Genomic DNA, 17,561 nt, shown 5'->3' on the forward strand with positions numbered 1-17,561 from the left:
CAGGTCCGCGGCGGGGGTCAGCGGGACGTCACAGCGGGCCCACGTCGAGCACCCGCAGCACGGCCTCGCCCGCGGCGTCCGACGCCGGCAGGTCGACCAGCGCGTCGATGCGCCAGTCGTGGTCCCCGGCGGGGTCGTCGAGCAGCTGGCGGACGAACCACAGGTCGCCGCGCGCGCCCGCCTCGCCGTGCGCCGCGGGGCGCTCGTCCACCTGGAACAGCGCCGGCCCGCGTGCCGCGGGCCCGGTGAGGATCTCGTCGTGGTCGTCGTAGAACGGGTCGAGCGCGTCGCGCCAGCGGTCGGCCGTCCACGGGGCGTCGTCCGCGTCCAGGTCGCCCAGTGCCGCGAGCGCCGGGTACGCCTCCCGCGCCGCGAGGTCGACCCGCCGGAACAGGGCGCCGCGGACGAGCGCGCGGAACACCCGGCGGTTCGTCGTGACCGGCGGCGGCGCGTCGTCCTCCGGCCGCGACCCGGCGACGGTGGCGTCGTCGAGGTCCTCCGGGTGCGCCAGCCGCTCCCACTCGTCCAGCAGGCTCGAGTCCGTGCGGCGCACCAGGTCGCCCAGCCACTCGATGATCTCGTGCAGCTCCTCGGTGCGGGCGTCCTCGGGCACCGTCTGCCGCAGTGCCCGGAACGCGTCCGCGAGGTACCGCAGCAGCACGCCCTCGGTGCGGTCGAGCTGGTACAGCGACACGTACTCGGCGAACGTCGCGGCGCGCTCGTGCATGTCGCGCACGACGGACTTCGGGGACAGCTCGTGGTCCGCGACCCAGGGGTTGGTCTGCTTGAAGATCTGGAACGTCCCGCCCAGCAGCTCCGCCAGCGGCCGCGGGTAGGTCACCTCCTCGAGCAGCGCCATCCGCTCCTCGTACTCGATGCCGTCGGCCTTCATCGCCGCGACGGCCTCCCCGCGGGCGCGGTTCTCCTGCGCCGCGAGCACCTGGCGCGGGTCGTCGAGCGTCGCCTCGATGACCGACACCACGTCGTGCGCGTAGCCCGGGTCCTCGCGGTCGAGCAGGTCGAGCGCGGCGTAGGCGAACGGGGACAGCGGCTGGTTCAGTGCGAACGTGGGCGGCACGTCGAGGGTGAGCCGCACGGTCCGGCGCAGCCGCTCCGGGCCGGGTCCGGGCTCGACGACGCGCTCGATGACGCCGGCCGTGCGCAGGGACCGGTAGATCGCCACCGCCTGCCGCACCAGCCGGCCGCGCGAGGCCTCGGGCTCGTGGTTGTCGAGCAGCAGGTGGCGCATCGTCTCGACCGGGTCGCCCGTCGGCCGCGCCAGCACGTTCAGCACCATCGCGTGGGTGACCGTGAACGACGACGTCAGGGGCTCGGGCTCGGCGTCGCGCAGCCGCTCGAACGTCTTGTCCGTCCAGTTCACCATCCCGGGTGGCGCCTGCTTGCGGACGATCTTCTTGAGCTTCTTCGGGTCGTCGCCCGCCTTGGCCAGGGCCCGGCGGTTCTCGATGACGTGCTCCGGGGCGAGCACGAGCACCTCGCCGGTGGTGTCGAAGCCCGCGCGGCCCGCCCGCCCGGCGATCTGGTGGAACTCGCGCGCCGACAGGTGCCGCATCCGGGTGCCGTCGTACTTCACGAGAGAGGTGAGCAGCACGGTGCGGATCGGCACGTTGATCCCGACGCCCAGGGTGTCGGTGCCGCAGACGACCCGGAGCAGGCCCTTCTGGGTCAGCCGCTCGACGACGCGGCGGTACTTGGGGAGCATGCCCGCGTGGTGCACGCCGACGCCGTGCCGCAGCAGCCGGGACAGCGTCCTGCCGAACCCCGGGCCGAACCGGAAGTCGCCCAGCTCGTCCGCGATCCGGTCCCGCTGCTCCCGGCTCGCGAGCGTCATGGACAGCAGCGACTGCGCGCGCTCGACGGCCTCCTTCTGGGTGAAGTGGACGACGTACACGGGGGAGCGGCCCGTCTGCACCAGCATCTCCAGCAGCTCGTGCAGCGGCTCCACCTCGTAGGAGAACGACAAGGGCACCGGCCGCTCGGCGTCGTCGACCACGGCCACAGGCACGTCCGTGCGCCGCTCCAGGTCCTCGCGGAAGAACGTGACGTCGCCGAGCGTCGCCGACATCAGCAGGAACTGCGCCCGCGGCAGCTCCAGCAGCGGCACCTGCCACGCCCAGCCCCGCTGCGGGTCGGCGTAGAAGTGGAACTCGTCCATGACGACCTGGCCGATGTCCGCGCCCGGCCCCTGGCGCAGCGCGAGGTTCGCGAGGATCTCGGCGGTGCAGCAGATGATCGGGGCGTCGGGGTTCACCGCGGAGTCGCCGGTCATCATGCCGACGTCCGCGGACCCGAACGCCTCGACCAGCGCGAAGAACTTCTCGCTCACGAGCGCCTTGAGGGGCGCGGTGTAGTACGTGCGGCGGCCCTGGGCGAGCGCGACGAAGTGCGCCGCGGTCGCCACGAGGGACTTCCCGGAGCCCGTGGGCGTCGACAGGATGACGTGCGAGCCGGTCACCAGCTCCAGCAGCGCCTCGTCCTGGTGCGGGTAGAGGGTCAGGCCCTGGTCCTGCGCCCAGCCGGTGAACGCCGCGTACAGGGCGTCGGGGTCGCGCGGATCGGCGGGGACCCGGTCGGCGAGGGTCGATCGGGAGGCAGCCACCCGGCGATCCTTTCACGGCGGGGTGCGCCCTACAGTGGGCGACCATGAGCGCCGCCGAACCCGCCCCGCCCGCCGTCGAGATGTGGACGGACGGCGCCTGCAAGGGCAACCCCGGCGTCGGCGGCTGGGGGGCCCTGCTGCGGTCCGGCGGGCACGAGCGCGAGCTGTTCGGCGGCGAGGCCGTCACCACCAACAACCGCATGGAGCTCACGGCCGTCATCGAGGGGCTGAAGGCGCTGAACCAGCCGTGCCGCGTCGACCTGCACGTCGACTCGCAGTACGTGATGCAGGGCGTGACGAAGTGGATCGCGGGCTGGAAGCGCAACGGCTGGCGGACCGCCGACAAGAAGCCGGTGAAGAACCAGGACCTGTGGCAGGCGCTCGACGAGCAGGTCGCGCGGCACGCGATCTCCTGGCACTGGGTGAAGGGCCACGCGGGCGACCCGGGCAACGAGCGCGCGGACGAGCTCGCGAACCGGGGCGTCGACCAGGTCCGGGCGGGCTGACGCGGCCGGGTCGGCACGGGGCGGGCGGGGCCGGCACGGCGCGCGAAGGCCGTCCCGCGCGACCGGTCCGGGCGGATGGTCCAGACCAGTTACGCTGCACCGGTGCCCAGTGCCGGGCACGGACACGTCACCCCGGAGGTCGCCCCCATGGAACGTCCCGTCGTCGTCGCCATCGCCGAGGGCCTGCACGCCCGCCCCGCCGCGCTCTTCGTCGCCGAGGCCGGCAAGCAGCCGGTCCCGGTCACCGTCCGCAAGGGCGACGCCGCCCCGGTGCAGGCAGCGAGCATCCTCGGGATCATGACGCTCGGTGCCGCCGCCGGGGACACCGTGGTGCTGGCCACCGAGGCCGACGGCCCCGAGGCCGCGGCCGCGCTCGACGCCCTGGAGGCGTTCCTGCTGCAGACCGAGATCGCCTGACCGGCGCCGCACCCCGCTCGAGGCCCCGTGCACCGTCCTGGTGCACGGGGCCTCGTCGTGCCCGGGCCGCCGCCGGGCGGGACCCAGGTCCTGCAGTGCCGGGCGGCGGCGCGGGATCGGTGCTGCGGGGTCGCACCGGCCGCGGGAGTCGGGACCGAGGTCCCGGGAGGTCGTGGGACGGAGGTCCTGCTATCGCGGTTTAGTAGATGGCGTACGGTCATTCCTGGGAACCTCGTCCGATGCTGAGAGGCTCGGCGCGGTGACCATTCTCTGCAGGACCGTGCGCCTGGACGTCATGGAATGCGTCGTCCGCGTGCCTCAATGACCGGGGAGGATTGCGCCGTGGTGACGCAGAAGCCGTCCTTCGGTATGCTCGAGGGCTACCGCGTCGTCATGACGGGCCTGTCCGTCGCGGCGCCGTTCGCCGCCGAGCTCTACGCCGAGCACGGCGCCGACGTCATCTGGGTGGAGAACCCTCGTGCCGTCGACACCTCCCGCGTCGCACGCCGCTCGGGCGCCTGGCAGCAGGACCGGCGCAACATGCGCTCCCTGGCCCTCGACTACGTCAAAGGCCCGGGCCGCGAGGTGTTCCTGCGGCTGATCGAGACCACCGACGTGCTGATCGAGGCGTCGGTCGGCGGCCGGTTCGCCCGGATCGGTCTGCCGGACGCGGTGCTGTGGGAACACAACCCCCGCCTGGTCGTCGCGCACATCTCAGGCTTCGGGCAGACGGGTGAGGACGCCTGGGTCCGGCGCGCGTCCTACGACCCGATCGCCCAGGCGTTCGGTTGCGCCATGCGGATGAATGGGATGCCGGGGCAGCCTTCGACCCCGGCGATGCCGTTCCCGGCCGACTACACGGCGGCATTCTTCGCGTTCGGCATGTCGAATGCGGCGCTGCTGTCGCGGCAACGCACCGGGCGGGGCGAGAGTCTCGACATCGCCCAGTTCGAGGCGATGCTGCGCATTCAGGCGAACTACCCGACGGACTACCTGAGGTACGGCCTGGACTACGTCAAGGAGGGCGACCGGTCACGTATCTGCGCGGTCTACGGGACCTACCGGTGCGGTGACGGCCAGGAGATCTACGTCCTGGCGCTCGGCGCCGGCGTCCTCGCGCGGCTGCTGCCAGTCCTCGGGCTGGAGACCGGCTCGGAGCTCTTCCCCGAGGGTGCCGGGTACGTCGCCGTGCAGACCCGGGCGGCCGACGTGCTGGAACGCGCGTTCGCCGGCTACATCGGGAGCCGCACCGCCGCCGAGGTCGAGGACGAGCTGGCCGCCGCGGGGGTCCCGGTGTCCCGGCTGCTCGACTACGCCGCCGCCCGTGAGCACCCCCACTACCGGGCGCGCGGCGTGTTCACCGAGTGGACCGCGTCGGACGGCGTGACGACGGTGCCCGGCGTGAAGGTCGTCCCCGAGGTGACGCACCGGCCCGGGCGGATCTGGCGCGGCGCCCCCGCCGTCGGCCAGGACAACGACGAGCTGCTCGCCGAGCTCGGCATCCCCGACGCCACCCGTGACGCCCTGTACGCGGCAGGCGGCCTGAGCCGGCTGCCGTACTCCGAGACCACCGCCTGACCCCGCACGCCGGCCACGGCACCCGCCCGGCCACCTCACACCTCGTCACCCGAGCACATCCCAGGAGCCCCCGTGAAGGACGCAGACGGTCAGCCGTTCGGCAACCTGCAGGACCTCAAGGTCGTCAACGCCTCGTCGGTGGTCGCCGGCCCGTTCATGTGCGGGCTGTTCGCCGAGCAGGGCGCCGACGTCGTCCAGGTGGAGAACACCCGGGTGCCCGACATGTACCGGCTGTGGCCGCAGTCCTGGTCGACGGAGCGCCGCAACCAGCGCTCGATGAGCCTGGACATCCCCTCCGAGCGGGGCCGCCAGGTGCTGTTCCGCCTGCTCGCCGACGCCGACATCCTGGTCGAGTCGTCGAAGGGCGGCACGTGGGCCGGCTGGGGGCTGACGGACGAGGTGCTGTGGGAGGCCAACCCGCGTCTCGTGATCGTCCACATCTCGGGCTTCGGCCTGACGGGCGACCCGGCGTACCTGCGACGGGCGTCGTTCGACTCGATCGGGCAGGCGTTCAGCGGGTACCTGGCGATCAACGGGTTCCCGGACCCGCTGCCGCCGTACGTCACCAAGCCGTACACCGGCGACTTCGTCACCGGGCTGTTCGGCGCGTGGTCGGCCCTCGCGGCGGTGCTGCGCGCCCGGCAGACGGGCCAGGGGGAGAGCATCGACGTCGCGCAGTTCGAGTCGCTGGTCCGGCTGCAGGCCTCGTACCTCACCGACGGGCTCAACAAGGGCCTGCAACCGCCCCGCATGGGCAACCTCGACACCTACGGCGCGTGCAACGGCACCGAGCGCTGCTCCGACGGCTGGGTCTTCATCGCGGTCGGCGGCGCCACCGCGGTCCGCAACATGATCCGGCTGTTCGGCCTCGAGGGAGACCCGGACTTCGACGGCGTGATCCAGTCGATCAGCCGCGACAAGCCGGAGCGTGCCCGCAAGTTCGTCGAGCAGCTCGAGGCGTACTGCGCGGCGCGGACCGTCGCCGAGGTGGACGCCGAGCTCGGCGCGCTCGGGGTCGCGGTCAGCCCGGTCATGACCTACCAGATGATGCGCGAGCACCCGCACTACCGGCAGCGGGGCGTCTTCGAGTCCTGGCAGGACCTGGAGACCGGCGAGCAGGTCACCGGCGCGGCTCCCGTGCCGAGATTCCGCAACAACCCCTCGAAGACCGTGCGCGGCGGTGCGCCCCGGGACTTCGACACCGACACCGTGCTCGCCGAGCACGGCTTCTCCGCGGACGAGATCTCCGCGCTGCGCGCCGACGGTGTCGTCGGCGGCCCCGCGGTCTGATCCCCGTCCCCGGCACCCCACCTCCCTGAGGAGCCCCCCTGTGAACACGACGGCCGTCACACCGGCCCGGGCGAGCGCCGCCCCGACGCGCTCGAACTACGCCTGGGTCATCCTGATCGCCTGCATCGGCTTCTACGCCGTGCCGGTCGGCATCGTCGGCAACACCTCCGGCATCTTCGTGACCCCGGTCATGGAGCAGTTCGGCTGGAGCCGCACCGAGGCCACGCTGTACATGACCATCCAGCCCTGGGTCGCGGCGTTGTGCACGCCGGTCGCCGGCGCGCTCATGGCGAAGTACAACCCGCGCTGGATCCTCACGCTCACCGCCGCCGCCTACGGCCTGAGCACGATCTGGACCGCGTACGCCACGCACCCGTGGCAGTGGCACCTGTACGGCGTGATCTACGGCGTCTCCTGCTCCTTCTTCATGTTCCTCGCGGTCCCGACGCTCGTGAACGCCTGGTTCCGCAAGCAGGCGGGCCTGGCCATCGGCACGGCGGGCGCGGCGCTGAGCATCCTGGCGGCGGTCGCCAGCCCGGTGGGTCAGTCGATGATCGAGTCCCAGGGGTGGCAGCACACCCGCATGGTCTTCGGCGTCGTCATCACCGTGGTGTCGGTCGCCCTGACCGCGCTGTTCGTGCGCAAGGACCCGGCGTCGATGAACGTCCTGCCGTTCGGGGCCGACGACACCGGGGCGGCTGCCACCACGACGGGCGCCCCGCCGGCCGAGGAGGGTGCCGAGCTCGCCCAGGCCCGTCGGATCCCGGCGTTCTACCTGCTCATCCTGACGGCCGGTTTCCTGGTGTTCTGCGCGGCGTTCTTCCAGCAGATCCCGTCGTTCGCGGCCACCGGCGAGCTCGGTGCCGAGGCCGGCGCGGTCGCGGTGTCCATCGTCATGATCGGCGGCACGTGCGGGAAGTTCCTGCTCGGCTGGTTGTCCGACGCGCTCGGCAGCAAGGTCACCGGCGTGGTCGCGGGCCTGTGCGGTGCGGCGGGCCTCGCCATGGCTCTGCTCGCCGGCTCGTCGGTCGCCCTCTTCTACGTCGGCATGGGTGTGTTCGGCGTCGGCTACTCGGCGCTGACGGTCATCTCCCCGATGGTCGCCCGGGAGGGCTTCGGCACCGCCCACTACGCGGAGATCTACTCCTGGGTCTCCACCGGCATCTTCGTGTTCTCCGGTCTCGCCGCGCTGACGTACGCGCGGATCTACGACATGAGCGGCTCCTTCACCCCGGCCTTCGTGCTCGTCATCTGCCTGTACCTCGCCGTGGCCGTGTTCGTCCCGGTCATCCTGCGGACCGCTCGCAGGGGCTGGGCCGGGCGGCGCTGACCGCATCGTCCGGCCCGGCGGCCACCCCCGTCCGCCGGGCCGGACGGCCCCCCGTACCTCCGCCCGCCCCCGAACCACTCCAGGAGCAACTCCTCATGGGTACCCAGTTCCCGCTGCTGTCCGCACCGATCCAGGTGGGCGGCATGACCCTCCGGAACAAGCTCATGACCACCTCGATGTCGCCGGGGGCGGGCTACGTGGACGCCGGATCGCGACCGACGCAGCGGTTCCTGAACTACCTCTCGGTGCGCGCCGCCGGGCAGACCGGCCTGATCCTGCAGACGGTCTGCCCGTACGAGCGCACCGCCGAGCACCCCGGCAACCACCGGCTGCCGGGGGCGTGGGACGACAGCTGCCTGCCGCACCTGCGCCGGATGGCGGACGCGGTCCACGAGCACGGTGGCCTGCTCGCCGGGCAGCCCTACTTCGTGCACGACTGGAAGTCGAGGACGGACGAGGACGAGCACGCGTGGGGTCCGTCCGACATCTCGATCCTGCCGATGATGGGCCCGTTCCGGGCGATGACCCTCGAGCACATCGAGATCTTCACGCAGCAGTTCGTGAACTGCGCCCGGGTGGTCAAGGCTGCGGGCTGGGACGCGGTCGAGGTGATGGCGGGCGTCGGCGGCATCCTCAACCGGTTCCTGTCGCCGGCGACGAACAACCGCACGGACCAGTACGGCGGCTCGCTGGAGAACCGGGTGCGCCTGACGGTCGAGGTGCTCCGGGCGGTCCGCGCCGAGGTCGGGCCGGACTTCCCGATCCTGGTGCGCTGGTCCCCGGTGGAGTACGTCTCGAGCCCCCACGGCGCCGGGCACACGATCGAGGACGCCCTGCAGGTCGTGCCGTACCTGGAGGAGGCGGGCCTGGACCTGCACGACCTGGCGGTGGGCTGGCACGAGAGCAGCGTCCCGCTGACCACCAAGCGGGTCCCGGACGGGCACTGGTCCTGGATCTCCGAGCGGATCAAGACGGTCGCGACCAAGCCCGTCGTCACCGCCTACCGCGAGACCGACCCGGTCGTGATGGAGAGGATCCTGCGCGAGGGCAAAGCCGACCTGATCGGCGGCCTGCGGTACTCGATCGCCGACCCGGACTTCGCCAGGAAGGTGATGGAGGACCGGCCCGAGGACATCGCGATGTGCATCTGCTGCAACCGGTGCATCGACGACGTCGTCGGCCGGGGGCTGCCGCTGGAGAAGTGCGGCCTGAACCCCCGCCTGGGCCCGGAGCTCGACACGATCGCCACCGAGAAGGCGCCGGTCCGCAAGAAGGTCATGGTCGCCGGCTCCGGCCCGGCCGGGCTGTCCGCCGCGTTCGCCGCCCACGAGCGCGGGCACGACGTGACGATCTACGAGGCCGGGCCGCGCACCGGCGGCTGCACGAAGATGAGCGCGATCTTCAGCCCGCTGCACGAGCGGCTGCTGTCGTACTACAAGGTCAGGCTGCGCAAGAACCCCGCGATCCGCGTCGTGCTGAACACCCCGGTGACCGCCGACCTGGTGCGTCGCGAGCGCCCCGACGCGGTCGTGGTCGCGATCGGCGGTGAGCCCAAGGGCATCGACGTGCCGGGCGTCGACGGCAAGAACGTCGTCACCTCGCACGACTTCCTGCAGATGCTCAACGGCACGCCGCCGCGCAAGCCGGGCGTCGTGAGCACCGTGCTGTGGGCCGCCGCCGCCCGGTTCCTGAGGATCTACTACACGCCGGGCTTCGCCCGCTGGGCGACCTCGTTCAGCCCCTGGCCGCTGCGCCGGTCGGTCGCGATCATCGGCGGCGGCCTGCCGGGCTGCGAGCTCGGCGAGCTGTCGATGCACTCCGGACGGACGACGACGATCATCGAGGAGGGCAAGAAGATCGGCTACGACGTGGGCGGCTCCGACCGGTTCCACGTCACGTCGGACTTCAAGAAGGCTCCGAACGTCACCACCTACCCGTCGACCCGCGTCACGGAGATCACCCGGGACGGTGTCCTGGGCGTCCAGACCGCGCCGGACGGGACGCAGAACCCGGTCCGCGCGGACGCGAAGACCGTGGCCGTGACGCTCGGCTTCGTGCCGAACCCCGGACTGGCGCGCGAGATCGAGGCCCTGGGCGTCGAGGTGCACGCGGTGGGCGACTGCCACGACCCGGGCCGGATCGCCGACGCCACCAAGGCGGGCTTCCGCGCAGGGGTGTCGCTGTGACGGCGCCCGGCTCCTGCGAGCCCGTCTACACCGAGCAGCTCGGCGACGGCGTGCTGGCGGTCGTGCTCAACCAGCCGCGCAAGAGGAACGCCATCAGCGCGGACATGATGGACCTGCTGGCGGCGTACCTGCGGGTCGCGGACGCCGACGAGGACGTGCGGGTCGTCGTGCTGCGCGGCGAGGGTGAGCACTTCTCCTCCGGCGGCGACCTCACCCAGTCCGGCCCCGGCGAGCAGACCGTCGAGGCGGCCCGGGCCCGGCTGCAGCGGTACGAGACCGTGATCCGCACGATCCGGCAGATCGGCACGCCCGTCGTCGCGATGGCGGACGGCTTCGTGGTCGGCGGCGCGTTCAGCCTGCTGCTGGCCTGCGACCTCGTGTGCGTGTCCGACCGGGTGCGCGTCGTGCCGGCGTTCTGCCGGATCGGCATCGTGCCCGAGATGGGCCTGATGAAGCTCCTGCCGGACCTGGTGGGGGACAAGGTCGCCAAGGAGATCCTGCTCGCCGACCGCGAGCTGTCCGCCACGGACCTGCGCGAGCTGCGCCTGGCGAACCGGGTGCTGCCGCCGGACGAGCTCGAGGCCGGCACGCTGGAGCTGGCCCACCGGGTCGCGGGGATGCCCCCGCAGTCCGTGCAGATCACCAAGGGCATCATGAACGCCGCCGCGGACACCGGCCTCGAGGCCGTGCTCCAGGCGGAGACCACCGCGTCCCCGCTGTGCACCCGCACGGAGGGGTTCCGCGAGACGATGAAGCGGTTCGCGCGATGACCCGCGCGCAGCGCACAGCGGCGGACGTGACGTCCGCGCCGACGCTCGCCGCGCGGTACGCGAACACGGCCGAGCCGTTCCTGGCCGCCGCCGCGGCCCACCCGGACCGCCCCGCGCTCGTGCTGGGCGACGTGGTGGTCGACTACGGCACCGCCCGGGACACCGTGCACCGGATCGCCCGCGCCCTGCTCGGCCAGGGCGTGCGGCGCGGCGACCGGGTCGCGTACCTGCTGCCGAGCTGCCCGGAGATCGTCGAGCTGTTCTACGCGGTCCAGCTGATCGGGGCCGTCGCGGTGCCGCTGAACGTGCGGCTCACCGCGCGCGAGGTGGCGTGCCTCCTGCGGTCCTGCGACGCCGGCACGCTGGTGTTCGCCGCGATGTACACGGCGAAGGTGGACTCCGCGGCGCTCGCGGGCGTGCGGATGCTGTGCGTCGACGGGCCGTGCACGGGTCCCGGGGTCGCGCCCTGGTCGGCCGCTGACCTGGGCGTGGCGGACCCCGCCTTCGCGGAGGGGCAGTGCCCGGTGTGGGCGACGTCGCTCACCGGCCTCCAGCGCAGCGCGCCGGCTGAGGCGCCCCCGCCCGTCCGGGACCTGGACGCGGTGTCCCGGATCCAGTTCACCGGAGGCAGCACCGGAGCTCCCAAGGGGGTCGAGCGCACGCACCGCGCGGACCTGGTGAACGCCGAGGGCACCTACCTGTCGAACGGTCTGGACGTCGACGAGCGCAAGGTCGTGCTCATCCAGTGCCCCCTCGACCACCACGCGGGGCACGCGTGGATGTCGATGGGGATCGCCGTCGGCGCGACCCTCGTCCTGTGCGCAGGCTTCGACGCCGAGGCGATCCTGCGGCAGGTCGAGCGCCGGGGTGTCAGCTACCTGATCCTGCTGCCGCCCTCCACCCTCGGCCGGCTGCTGCACCACCCGGCGATCGGCGACCACGACCTGTCCACGGTGCGGCTCGTGCAGTCCGCGGCGGGCGGGCTCGCACCCGACGTGATCGCGGCCGTCTACCGCCGGCTCCCGGACGCCGTGCTGTCCTACGGCTGGGGCCAGACCGAGAGCGGGCTGGGGGCCTGCGCCGTGCTCGGGCCCGAGGAGGCCGGGCCGGCGGCCGCGCACGCGGGGTCGGTCGGCCGCGCGATGCCGTTCACCGAGATCCGCCTGGTCGACGACGCGGGCCGGGACGTCGCCGAGGGCGAGGTCGGCGAGGCCGTGGTCCGCACCGGGGCCGTGATGACCGGGTACCACGGGCAGCCCGAGGCGACCCGGGCGGCGTTCACGGCCGACGGCTGGCTGCGCTCGGGCGACCTCATGCGACGCGACGCCGACGGATACCTCTACCTGATGTCCCGGCGCCGCGACCTGATCAAGTCCGGCGGCGAGAACGTGTTCGCCGCGGAGGTCGACGCCGCCGTGCGGACACACCCCGGGGTCGCGGACTGCGTCGTGTTCGGCGTGCCGGACCCCGTCCTCGGTGAGGCGGTCGCGGTCGCGGTGGAGCTGTCCGAGGGCGGGACCGCCCCGACGCTCACGGAGATCCAGGACACCTGCTGCGCCCGGCTCGCGCGCTACAAGAAGCCGCTGCACCTCTTCGTGCTCGACTCCCTGGACCGCGACGACGCGGGGAAGATCACCACGCGCGACGTGATCCGGACCTGCGGCGTGCTGGACGCCGTCGCCGCATCGTCCGCCGCCCGCCCCGCCCTCGACGACGCGTACGAGCAGGTCTGCGAGGCCCCGGACGTGTTCCGGATCCCGCTGCCGCACACCGCGGGCCTCGAGGACGCCACGCTCTGCTACCTGCTCCGCGGGCGCGAGCGGTCGCTGCTGGTCGACACCGGATCGGACTCCACTGCGGGCCTCGGGCTGCTCGCGCGGGTGCTCGACCGCCTCGGCGTGCGGCGCGAGGACCTCGACGTGCTCGTCACGCACGAGCACCCGGACCACACCGGACTCGTGCACCGGCTGCGGGCGCGGGGCGGGCGGCTGCTGGCGGGGGAGGGCGCGCTCGCGCACCTGCGACGCTCGGCGGAGCCCGGGGCGCGGGCCGCCGCGGCGGTGCGCTGGGCGGCGGCGGGGTTCGCCGCGGACGCCGACGCGCTCGCCGCCACCGACCTGCGCTCGGTCGACACCGGCCTGCTCGCCGAGGACCCGGTCGGGCTCGCCGACGGGGCCGTGCTGACCGTCGACGGGCACGACTGGCGGGTGCTCGCCACCCCGGGGCACACGCCGGGCAGCATCTGCCTGTACCAGCCGGAGAGCCGCGTGCTGCTCTCCGGCGACCACCTGCTCGGGCACGTCACGCCGCCGCTGTGCCCGGGACCGTCGGCCTCCGCGGCGTCCGACCACCTCGGCGGGCTGCGCCGGGTCGCGGAGCTGCCGGTCGACGTCTGGCTGCCCGGGCACGGCGCAGCGGACGGCCCGGCGGCCGCGCGGGCCCGCGAGCTGCTCGCGCACCACGAGGAGCGGCTGACCCAGCTCGCCGACCTGGTCGCGGCGTACGACGGCGCGACCGCGGCGGACCTCGTCCCGCTGCTCCGCTGGCGGGCGGTGGCCGACTGGGACGCCGCCCCGCTCGGGCTGCGATGGCTCACCGCCGGCCAGACCGTCGCCTACCTGGACCTGCTCGTCGGCCGGGGCGTCCTGCGCCGCGGCACCGACGGCTCCCACCACCGCAACTGAAGGGCACCACCGATGGACTTCCGCACCACCGACGAGCAGGAGCTGCTGCTCGAGAGCCTCCGCGAGGTGATGGACCGGGCCTGCCCCGAGTCGTACATGAAGGAGTGCAACGAGCAGCACCGGTACCCCACCGAGCTCGTCGAGGCGCTCGCCGAGGCCGGGTTCACGATGCTCGGCGTCCCCGAGGAGTACGGCGGGACACCGGTCGACACCCAGACCCTCATGCTCGTGGCGGAGGAGATCACCCGGTGCGGCGGCCCGCACTTCGTCTTCGGTCAGGCGCTGTCCATCGCGGACATGCTGGAGTTCGGCAACGAGCAGCAGAAGCGGCAGTGCATGGAGGAGGTCTCCGCCGGGCGGGTCGGATTCGTCCTCGGGTTCACCGAGCCGCAGGCGGGGTCGGACTCCTCCGCGATCGCCACGACGTTCACCCGCCGCGACGGCAAGGTGTACCTCAACGGCCACAAGACGTTCATGAGCAACGCGCTGCGCTCGAGGTACATGCTCTGCCTGGCCCGGAACGCCGACGCGACCGGCGAGGAGTCGAAGACGGACGCCCTGTCGATGTGGTGGCTGCCGATGGACGCGCCGGGCGTCACCATCGAGCCGCTGCAGAAGATCGGCTGGCACATGATGGACACCTGCGAGGTCTACCTGCAGGACGTCGAGCTCGAGGAGTCCGACCTCGTCGGCGTCGAGGGCAACGGCTTCATGCAGGCGATGGTCAACTTCGAGGTCGAGCGCCTGCTCATGGCAGCCCAGCTGCTCGGCATGGCGGAGTGCGCGTACGGCGACGCCGCCCGGTACGCCAACCAGCGCGTGCAGTTCGGCAGGCCCATCGGCGCCTTCCAGCTCGTCCAGCAGAAGATCACCTCGATGGCGCTGAAGATCGAGAACATGCGCAACCTCGTCGCGAAGACGGCGTGGAAGATCGACAACGGCCAGCCGGTGCAGATCGACTCCGCGCTCGCGAAGCTGTACTGCGCGCAGGCCGCCAACGAGGTCATCGACGACGCGATGCAGATCTTCGGCGGCATCGGCTACACCACCGACTGCCGGGTGTCGCGCCTGTGGGTGGACGCCCGCGTGCAGCGCATCGGCGGCGGCACCGACGAGGTCATGATCCACATCGCCGGGCGCCAGCTGCTGAAGCAGGCCGCGCAGTGAGCGCCGGCGACCGCGTCGCCACCGGCGGCGTCCCGGAGCTCGCGCCCGAGATGGACCCGCGTCCGATGTCCGGGATCGTCGACGACCTGGTCGCCGAGCAGGCGGCCGTGGACGTGCTGCTCGACCCGCTGACCGAGGCGCAGTGGGACGCCCCCGCGGCCACGTGCGCGTGGACGTTCAAGGAAGAGCTGCTGCACATCGCGGCGTTCGACTGGGCCGCGACCCGGTTGCTCGTCGCCGCGGGCTCGGGTGACACGTCGGCCGACGTCACCGTGCTCGCCGACGCGAACTTCGGCCACGACGACGCGCACCGCGTCACCCGGTTCAGCCACCTGCCCGGCGCCGAGGTGCTGGACCGGTGGCGCGAGCTGCGGTCCCGCCTGGTCACGGCGCTGCTCGAGGCCGACCCGAAGGCCCGGGTGCCGTGGGCGCCCGGGCTGCCGATGGCCGCCCGGTCGCTCGCCTCCGCCCGGCACATGGAGCTGTGGGCGCACTCGGTCGACCTGACCGATGCGCTCGGCGTCGCACCGATCACGTCCGACCGCATCGCCAGCACGCTGTTCCTGTCCTGGCAGGCCCGGCCGAACGCGTACCGGATCAACGGCCTCGAGCTGCCGGCCACCCCCGTGCGCCTCGAGCTCACGATGCCGTCCGGTGTCCCCTGGACCAGGGGCGAGCCGGACGCCGCCGACGTCGTGCGCGGTGACGCGCTCGACTGGGCGCTCGTCGCCACCCGCCGTCGCCGCTGGCAGGACACCGGGCTGGAGGTCGTCGGCGACGAGGCGCGGCAGTACGCCGACGTCGTGCAGTCGTTCGCCGGCGCCGCCGCGCAGGCCCCCGCCGCCGTCCCCGCCACCCCGCCCCGCTGACCTCTCCCGAAGGTGTGAGACATGTCCGCTCCCGCTGCCCCCGCCACCCGGCACCCCCTGCACCGCGCCTGGTGGGTGCTCGTCGCCTGCTGCCTGCTGTACGGCGGTGCCGTCGGCGTCATCGGCAACTCGGCCGGCATCTACCTGAGCCCGGTGAGCGAGGAGATGGGCTGGTCCCTGGCCTCGCTGAACGGGTACCTCACCGTGGTGTCGCTGGTGATGACGGCGACGCTGCCGGTCGCCGGCTGGCTCCTGCCCCGCACGGGGCTGCCGTGGGTGCTCGCCGGGGCCATGACCCTGGCGTGCGGCACGTACGCCTCCAGCGCGCTGTTCACGTCGCTGGGGCACTGGTACGCGGCGGGTGTGCTGCTCGGCATCAGCTACGGGGTGCTGCTGTACATCCCGATCCCGCTGGTGATCAACAACTGGTTCCGCACCCGCAACGGCCTCGCTCTCGGCATCGCCGCGGCGTTCGCCAGCGCCGTCGCCGCCCTGGTGAACCCGCTGGGTGGCGCGCTGATCGACGCCATCGGCTGGCGGGAGACCCGCGCGATCATGGGCGGTGCCGGCTGGCTGCTGGCCGTGCCGGCGACGCTGCTGCTGATCCGGCTGAAGCCGGAGCAGCTCGGACTGCGGCCGTACGGGGCGGACGCGCCGCAGGACGTGGGCGAGGCACCGGGCTCCGCTGCCCCGGGGCCCGGTGCCGCGACCACGCCGGCGGGCTCCCCGAGGTCGGTCGGTGCGGTCGTGCGCTCCGTCCCGTTCGTCTGCGCCGTCCTGCTCGGCGGTCTCATCGCCTTCGGTGCGTGCATGCTCCAGCAGGCGCCCAGCCACGCCGCGTCGATCGGGCTCGACTCGGCCACCGGTGCGACGGGCGTGTCCGCGATCATGGTCGGCGGCATCCTGGGCAAGCTCGCCCTCGGGTGGCTGCACGACCGGTACGGCGTGCTGCCCACCGCGCTGGTCAGCGCCGCGTCCGGTGTCGCCGGGCCGCTGATCGTCGTCGCCGGCGGTGCGGACGCCCGGATGTTCCTGCTCGGCTGCTTCGTGTTCGGCGGCGGCTACGCCGGACTGGTCGTCGTGCCGCCGCTGATGGTGCGGCATCTGTTCGGCACCGTGGACTACTCCCGCCTGTACTCGTTCGTGACCGTCGCCCTCGGTCTGTTCTCGGCAGCGGCCCCGGTCGCCTACGCCCGGATCCACGACGTGACCGGCACGTTCACCGGTGCCTGGTGGGCGAGCGCGTCGGCGTTCCTCGGTGTGGCGGCCCTCGCCGTCCTCGCTGTGCGCACCCGCACGGCCCCCCGTGCCACCCCCACCTCCGTTCGTGAAGGAGCTCGTCCGTGAAGATCGCCGTCGCCCACAAGTGGGCCCCGAACCCCCAGGAGGCCGTGGTCGCGGCGGACGGGTCCGTCGACCTGTCCCGTGCCAAGGCGTCCGTCAGCGAGTACGACCCGGTGGCCATCGAGCTGGCCCGGGCGCTCGCGGACGCGTCGGGCGCGGAGCTCGTGGGCCTCACGGTCGGCGGCCCCGACGCGGGGTCCCCGATGGCCCGCAAGGCGGCGCTGTCGCGCGGCCTCGACCGGCTGGTCGTCGTCGCCGACGCCTCGCTCGCCGGAGCACGCGCCACGGCGACGGCACGGGCGCTCGCGTCCGCGGTGCGTGCCGAGCGCGACGTGGACGTGGTCCTCACCGGCGACTCGTCCGTGGACGAGGGTGCGCACCTGGTGCCGGCCGTGCTCGCGGGGTACCTCGGCTGGCCGCTGCTGACCGAGGTGACCGCGGTGTCGGCCGGCGACGGCGGCGTGCTCCGCGTCGAGCAGGCCGTGGGCTCCGGCTCGCAGGTGCTCGAGGTCACCGGGCCGGCGGTGCTGGCCGCGAGCACCGACGCGGTGCTGCCTCGGGTGCCGGGCATGAAGGACATCCTCGGCGCGGGCAAGAAGCCGACGGACGAGCTGCCCGCGCCCGAGGCCGGGCCGGACGGCCTGGAGGTCGTCGGCCGTGCGAAGCCCGCGCTCGCCGACCGCCGCCGCATCCGCATCGACGCCGCCGACCCGCAGGCCGCTGCGGCCGAGCTCGTCGCCGCGCTGCGCGCCGACGGCGTGCTCTGAGGCGTCGCGCCTCCGCGACCTGCCCGGACCGAC

At 73.2% G+C, this 17,561-nt stretch carries 13 protein-coding genes; 12 read left to right on the forward strand and 1 reads right to left on the reverse strand.

Going from position 1 to position 17,561, the window contains the following annotated elements; translation table 11 throughout:
• Positions 1-28 precede the first annotated feature (28 nt).
• Positions 29-2,620 (reverse strand): RNA helicase, encoded by a 2,592-nt coding sequence (locus tag K5O09_RS05325; protein WP_222171770.1) that lies wholly within the window; start codon positions 2,618-2,620, stop codon positions 29-31.
• Between the two features lie 44 nt (positions 2,621-2,664).
• Here K5O09_RS05325 and rnhA point away from each other — a divergent pair, with 44 nt between their 5' ends.
• From rnhA to K5O09_RS05385, 12 genes are all read left to right on the forward strand, one after another.
• Positions 2,665-3,126 (forward strand): ribonuclease HI, encoded by a 462-nt coding sequence (rnhA, locus tag K5O09_RS05330; RefSeq protein ID WP_255596142.1) that lies wholly within the window; start codon positions 2,665-2,667, stop codon positions 3,124-3,126.
• 147 nt (positions 3,127-3,273) lie between these two features.
• The gene (locus K5O09_RS05335; RefSeq protein WP_222171771.1) at positions 3,274-3,543 is read left to right on the forward strand and encodes an HPr family phosphocarrier protein; all 270 of its coding nucleotides are present in this window, start codon (positions 3,274-3,276) and stop codon (positions 3,541-3,543) included.
• A 342-nt stretch (positions 3,544-3,885) separates the two neighbouring features.
• Entirely contained in the window at positions 3,886-5,121 is a 1,236-nt protein-coding gene (locus tag K5O09_RS05340) for a CoA transferase (protein ID WP_222171772.1), read from the forward strand.
• Positions 5,122-5,193: 72 nt separating this feature from the next.
• The gene (locus K5O09_RS05345) at positions 5,194-6,411 is read left to right on the forward strand and encodes a CoA transferase (RefSeq protein ID WP_222171773.1); all 1,218 of its coding nucleotides are present in this window, start codon (positions 5,194-5,196) and stop codon (positions 6,409-6,411) included.
• Between the two features lie 40 nt (positions 6,412-6,451).
• Positions 6,452-7,741, forward strand: a complete 1,290-nt coding sequence (locus K5O09_RS05350) for an MFS transporter (RefSeq protein ID WP_222171774.1) — start codon at positions 6,452-6,454, stop codon at positions 7,739-7,741.
• 95 nt (positions 7,742-7,836) lie between these two features.
• Positions 7,837-9,927 carry an FAD-dependent oxidoreductase gene (locus K5O09_RS05355; RefSeq protein ID WP_222171775.1) on the forward strand — a complete coding sequence of 697 codons (2,091 nt, stop codon included), beginning with the start codon at positions 7,837-7,839 and terminating at the stop codon, positions 9,925-9,927.
• Positions 9,924-10,697, forward strand: coding sequence for an enoyl-CoA hydratase/isomerase family protein (locus tag K5O09_RS05360; protein WP_222171776.1), 774 nt, complete (start codon positions 9,924-9,926; stop codon positions 10,695-10,697). The genes K5O09_RS05355 and K5O09_RS05360 overlap by 4 nt, the downstream gene beginning before the upstream one ends.
• Positions 10,694-13,381: an AMP-binding protein gene (locus tag K5O09_RS05365; RefSeq protein WP_222171777.1), complete on the forward strand. Its 2,688-nt coding sequence runs from the start codon at positions 10,694-10,696 to the stop codon at positions 13,379-13,381. Before K5O09_RS05360 ends, K5O09_RS05365 begins: the two co-directional genes overlap by 4 nt.
• A 12-nt stretch (positions 13,382-13,393) precedes the next feature.
• Positions 13,394-14,548: an acyl-CoA dehydrogenase gene (locus K5O09_RS05370; RefSeq protein WP_222171778.1), complete on the forward strand. Its 1,155-nt coding sequence runs from the start codon at positions 13,394-13,396 to the stop codon at positions 14,546-14,548.
• Positions 14,545-15,417, forward strand: coding sequence for a TIGR03084 family metal-binding protein (locus K5O09_RS05375; protein WP_222171779.1), 873 nt, complete (start codon positions 14,545-14,547; stop codon positions 15,415-15,417). Before K5O09_RS05370 ends, K5O09_RS05375 begins: the two co-directional genes overlap by 4 nt.
• A gap of 21 nt (positions 15,418-15,438) precedes the next feature.
• Positions 15,439-16,764: an MFS transporter gene (locus K5O09_RS05380; RefSeq protein ID WP_222171780.1), complete on the forward strand. Its 1,326-nt coding sequence runs from the start codon at positions 15,439-15,441 to the stop codon at positions 16,762-16,764.
• A complete protein-coding gene (locus K5O09_RS05385) occupies positions 16,761-17,528 on the forward strand; it encodes a hypothetical protein (protein WP_222171781.1) in 768 nt (255 codons plus the stop codon). The genes K5O09_RS05380 and K5O09_RS05385 overlap by 4 nt, the downstream gene beginning before the upstream one ends.
• The last annotated feature ends 33 nt before the right edge of the window (positions 17,529-17,561 follow it).

The organism is Cellulomonas sp. C5510 (genome assembly GCF_019797765.1).
Lineage (GTDB): Bacteria > Actinomycetota > Actinomycetes > Actinomycetales > Cellulomonadaceae > Cellulomonas.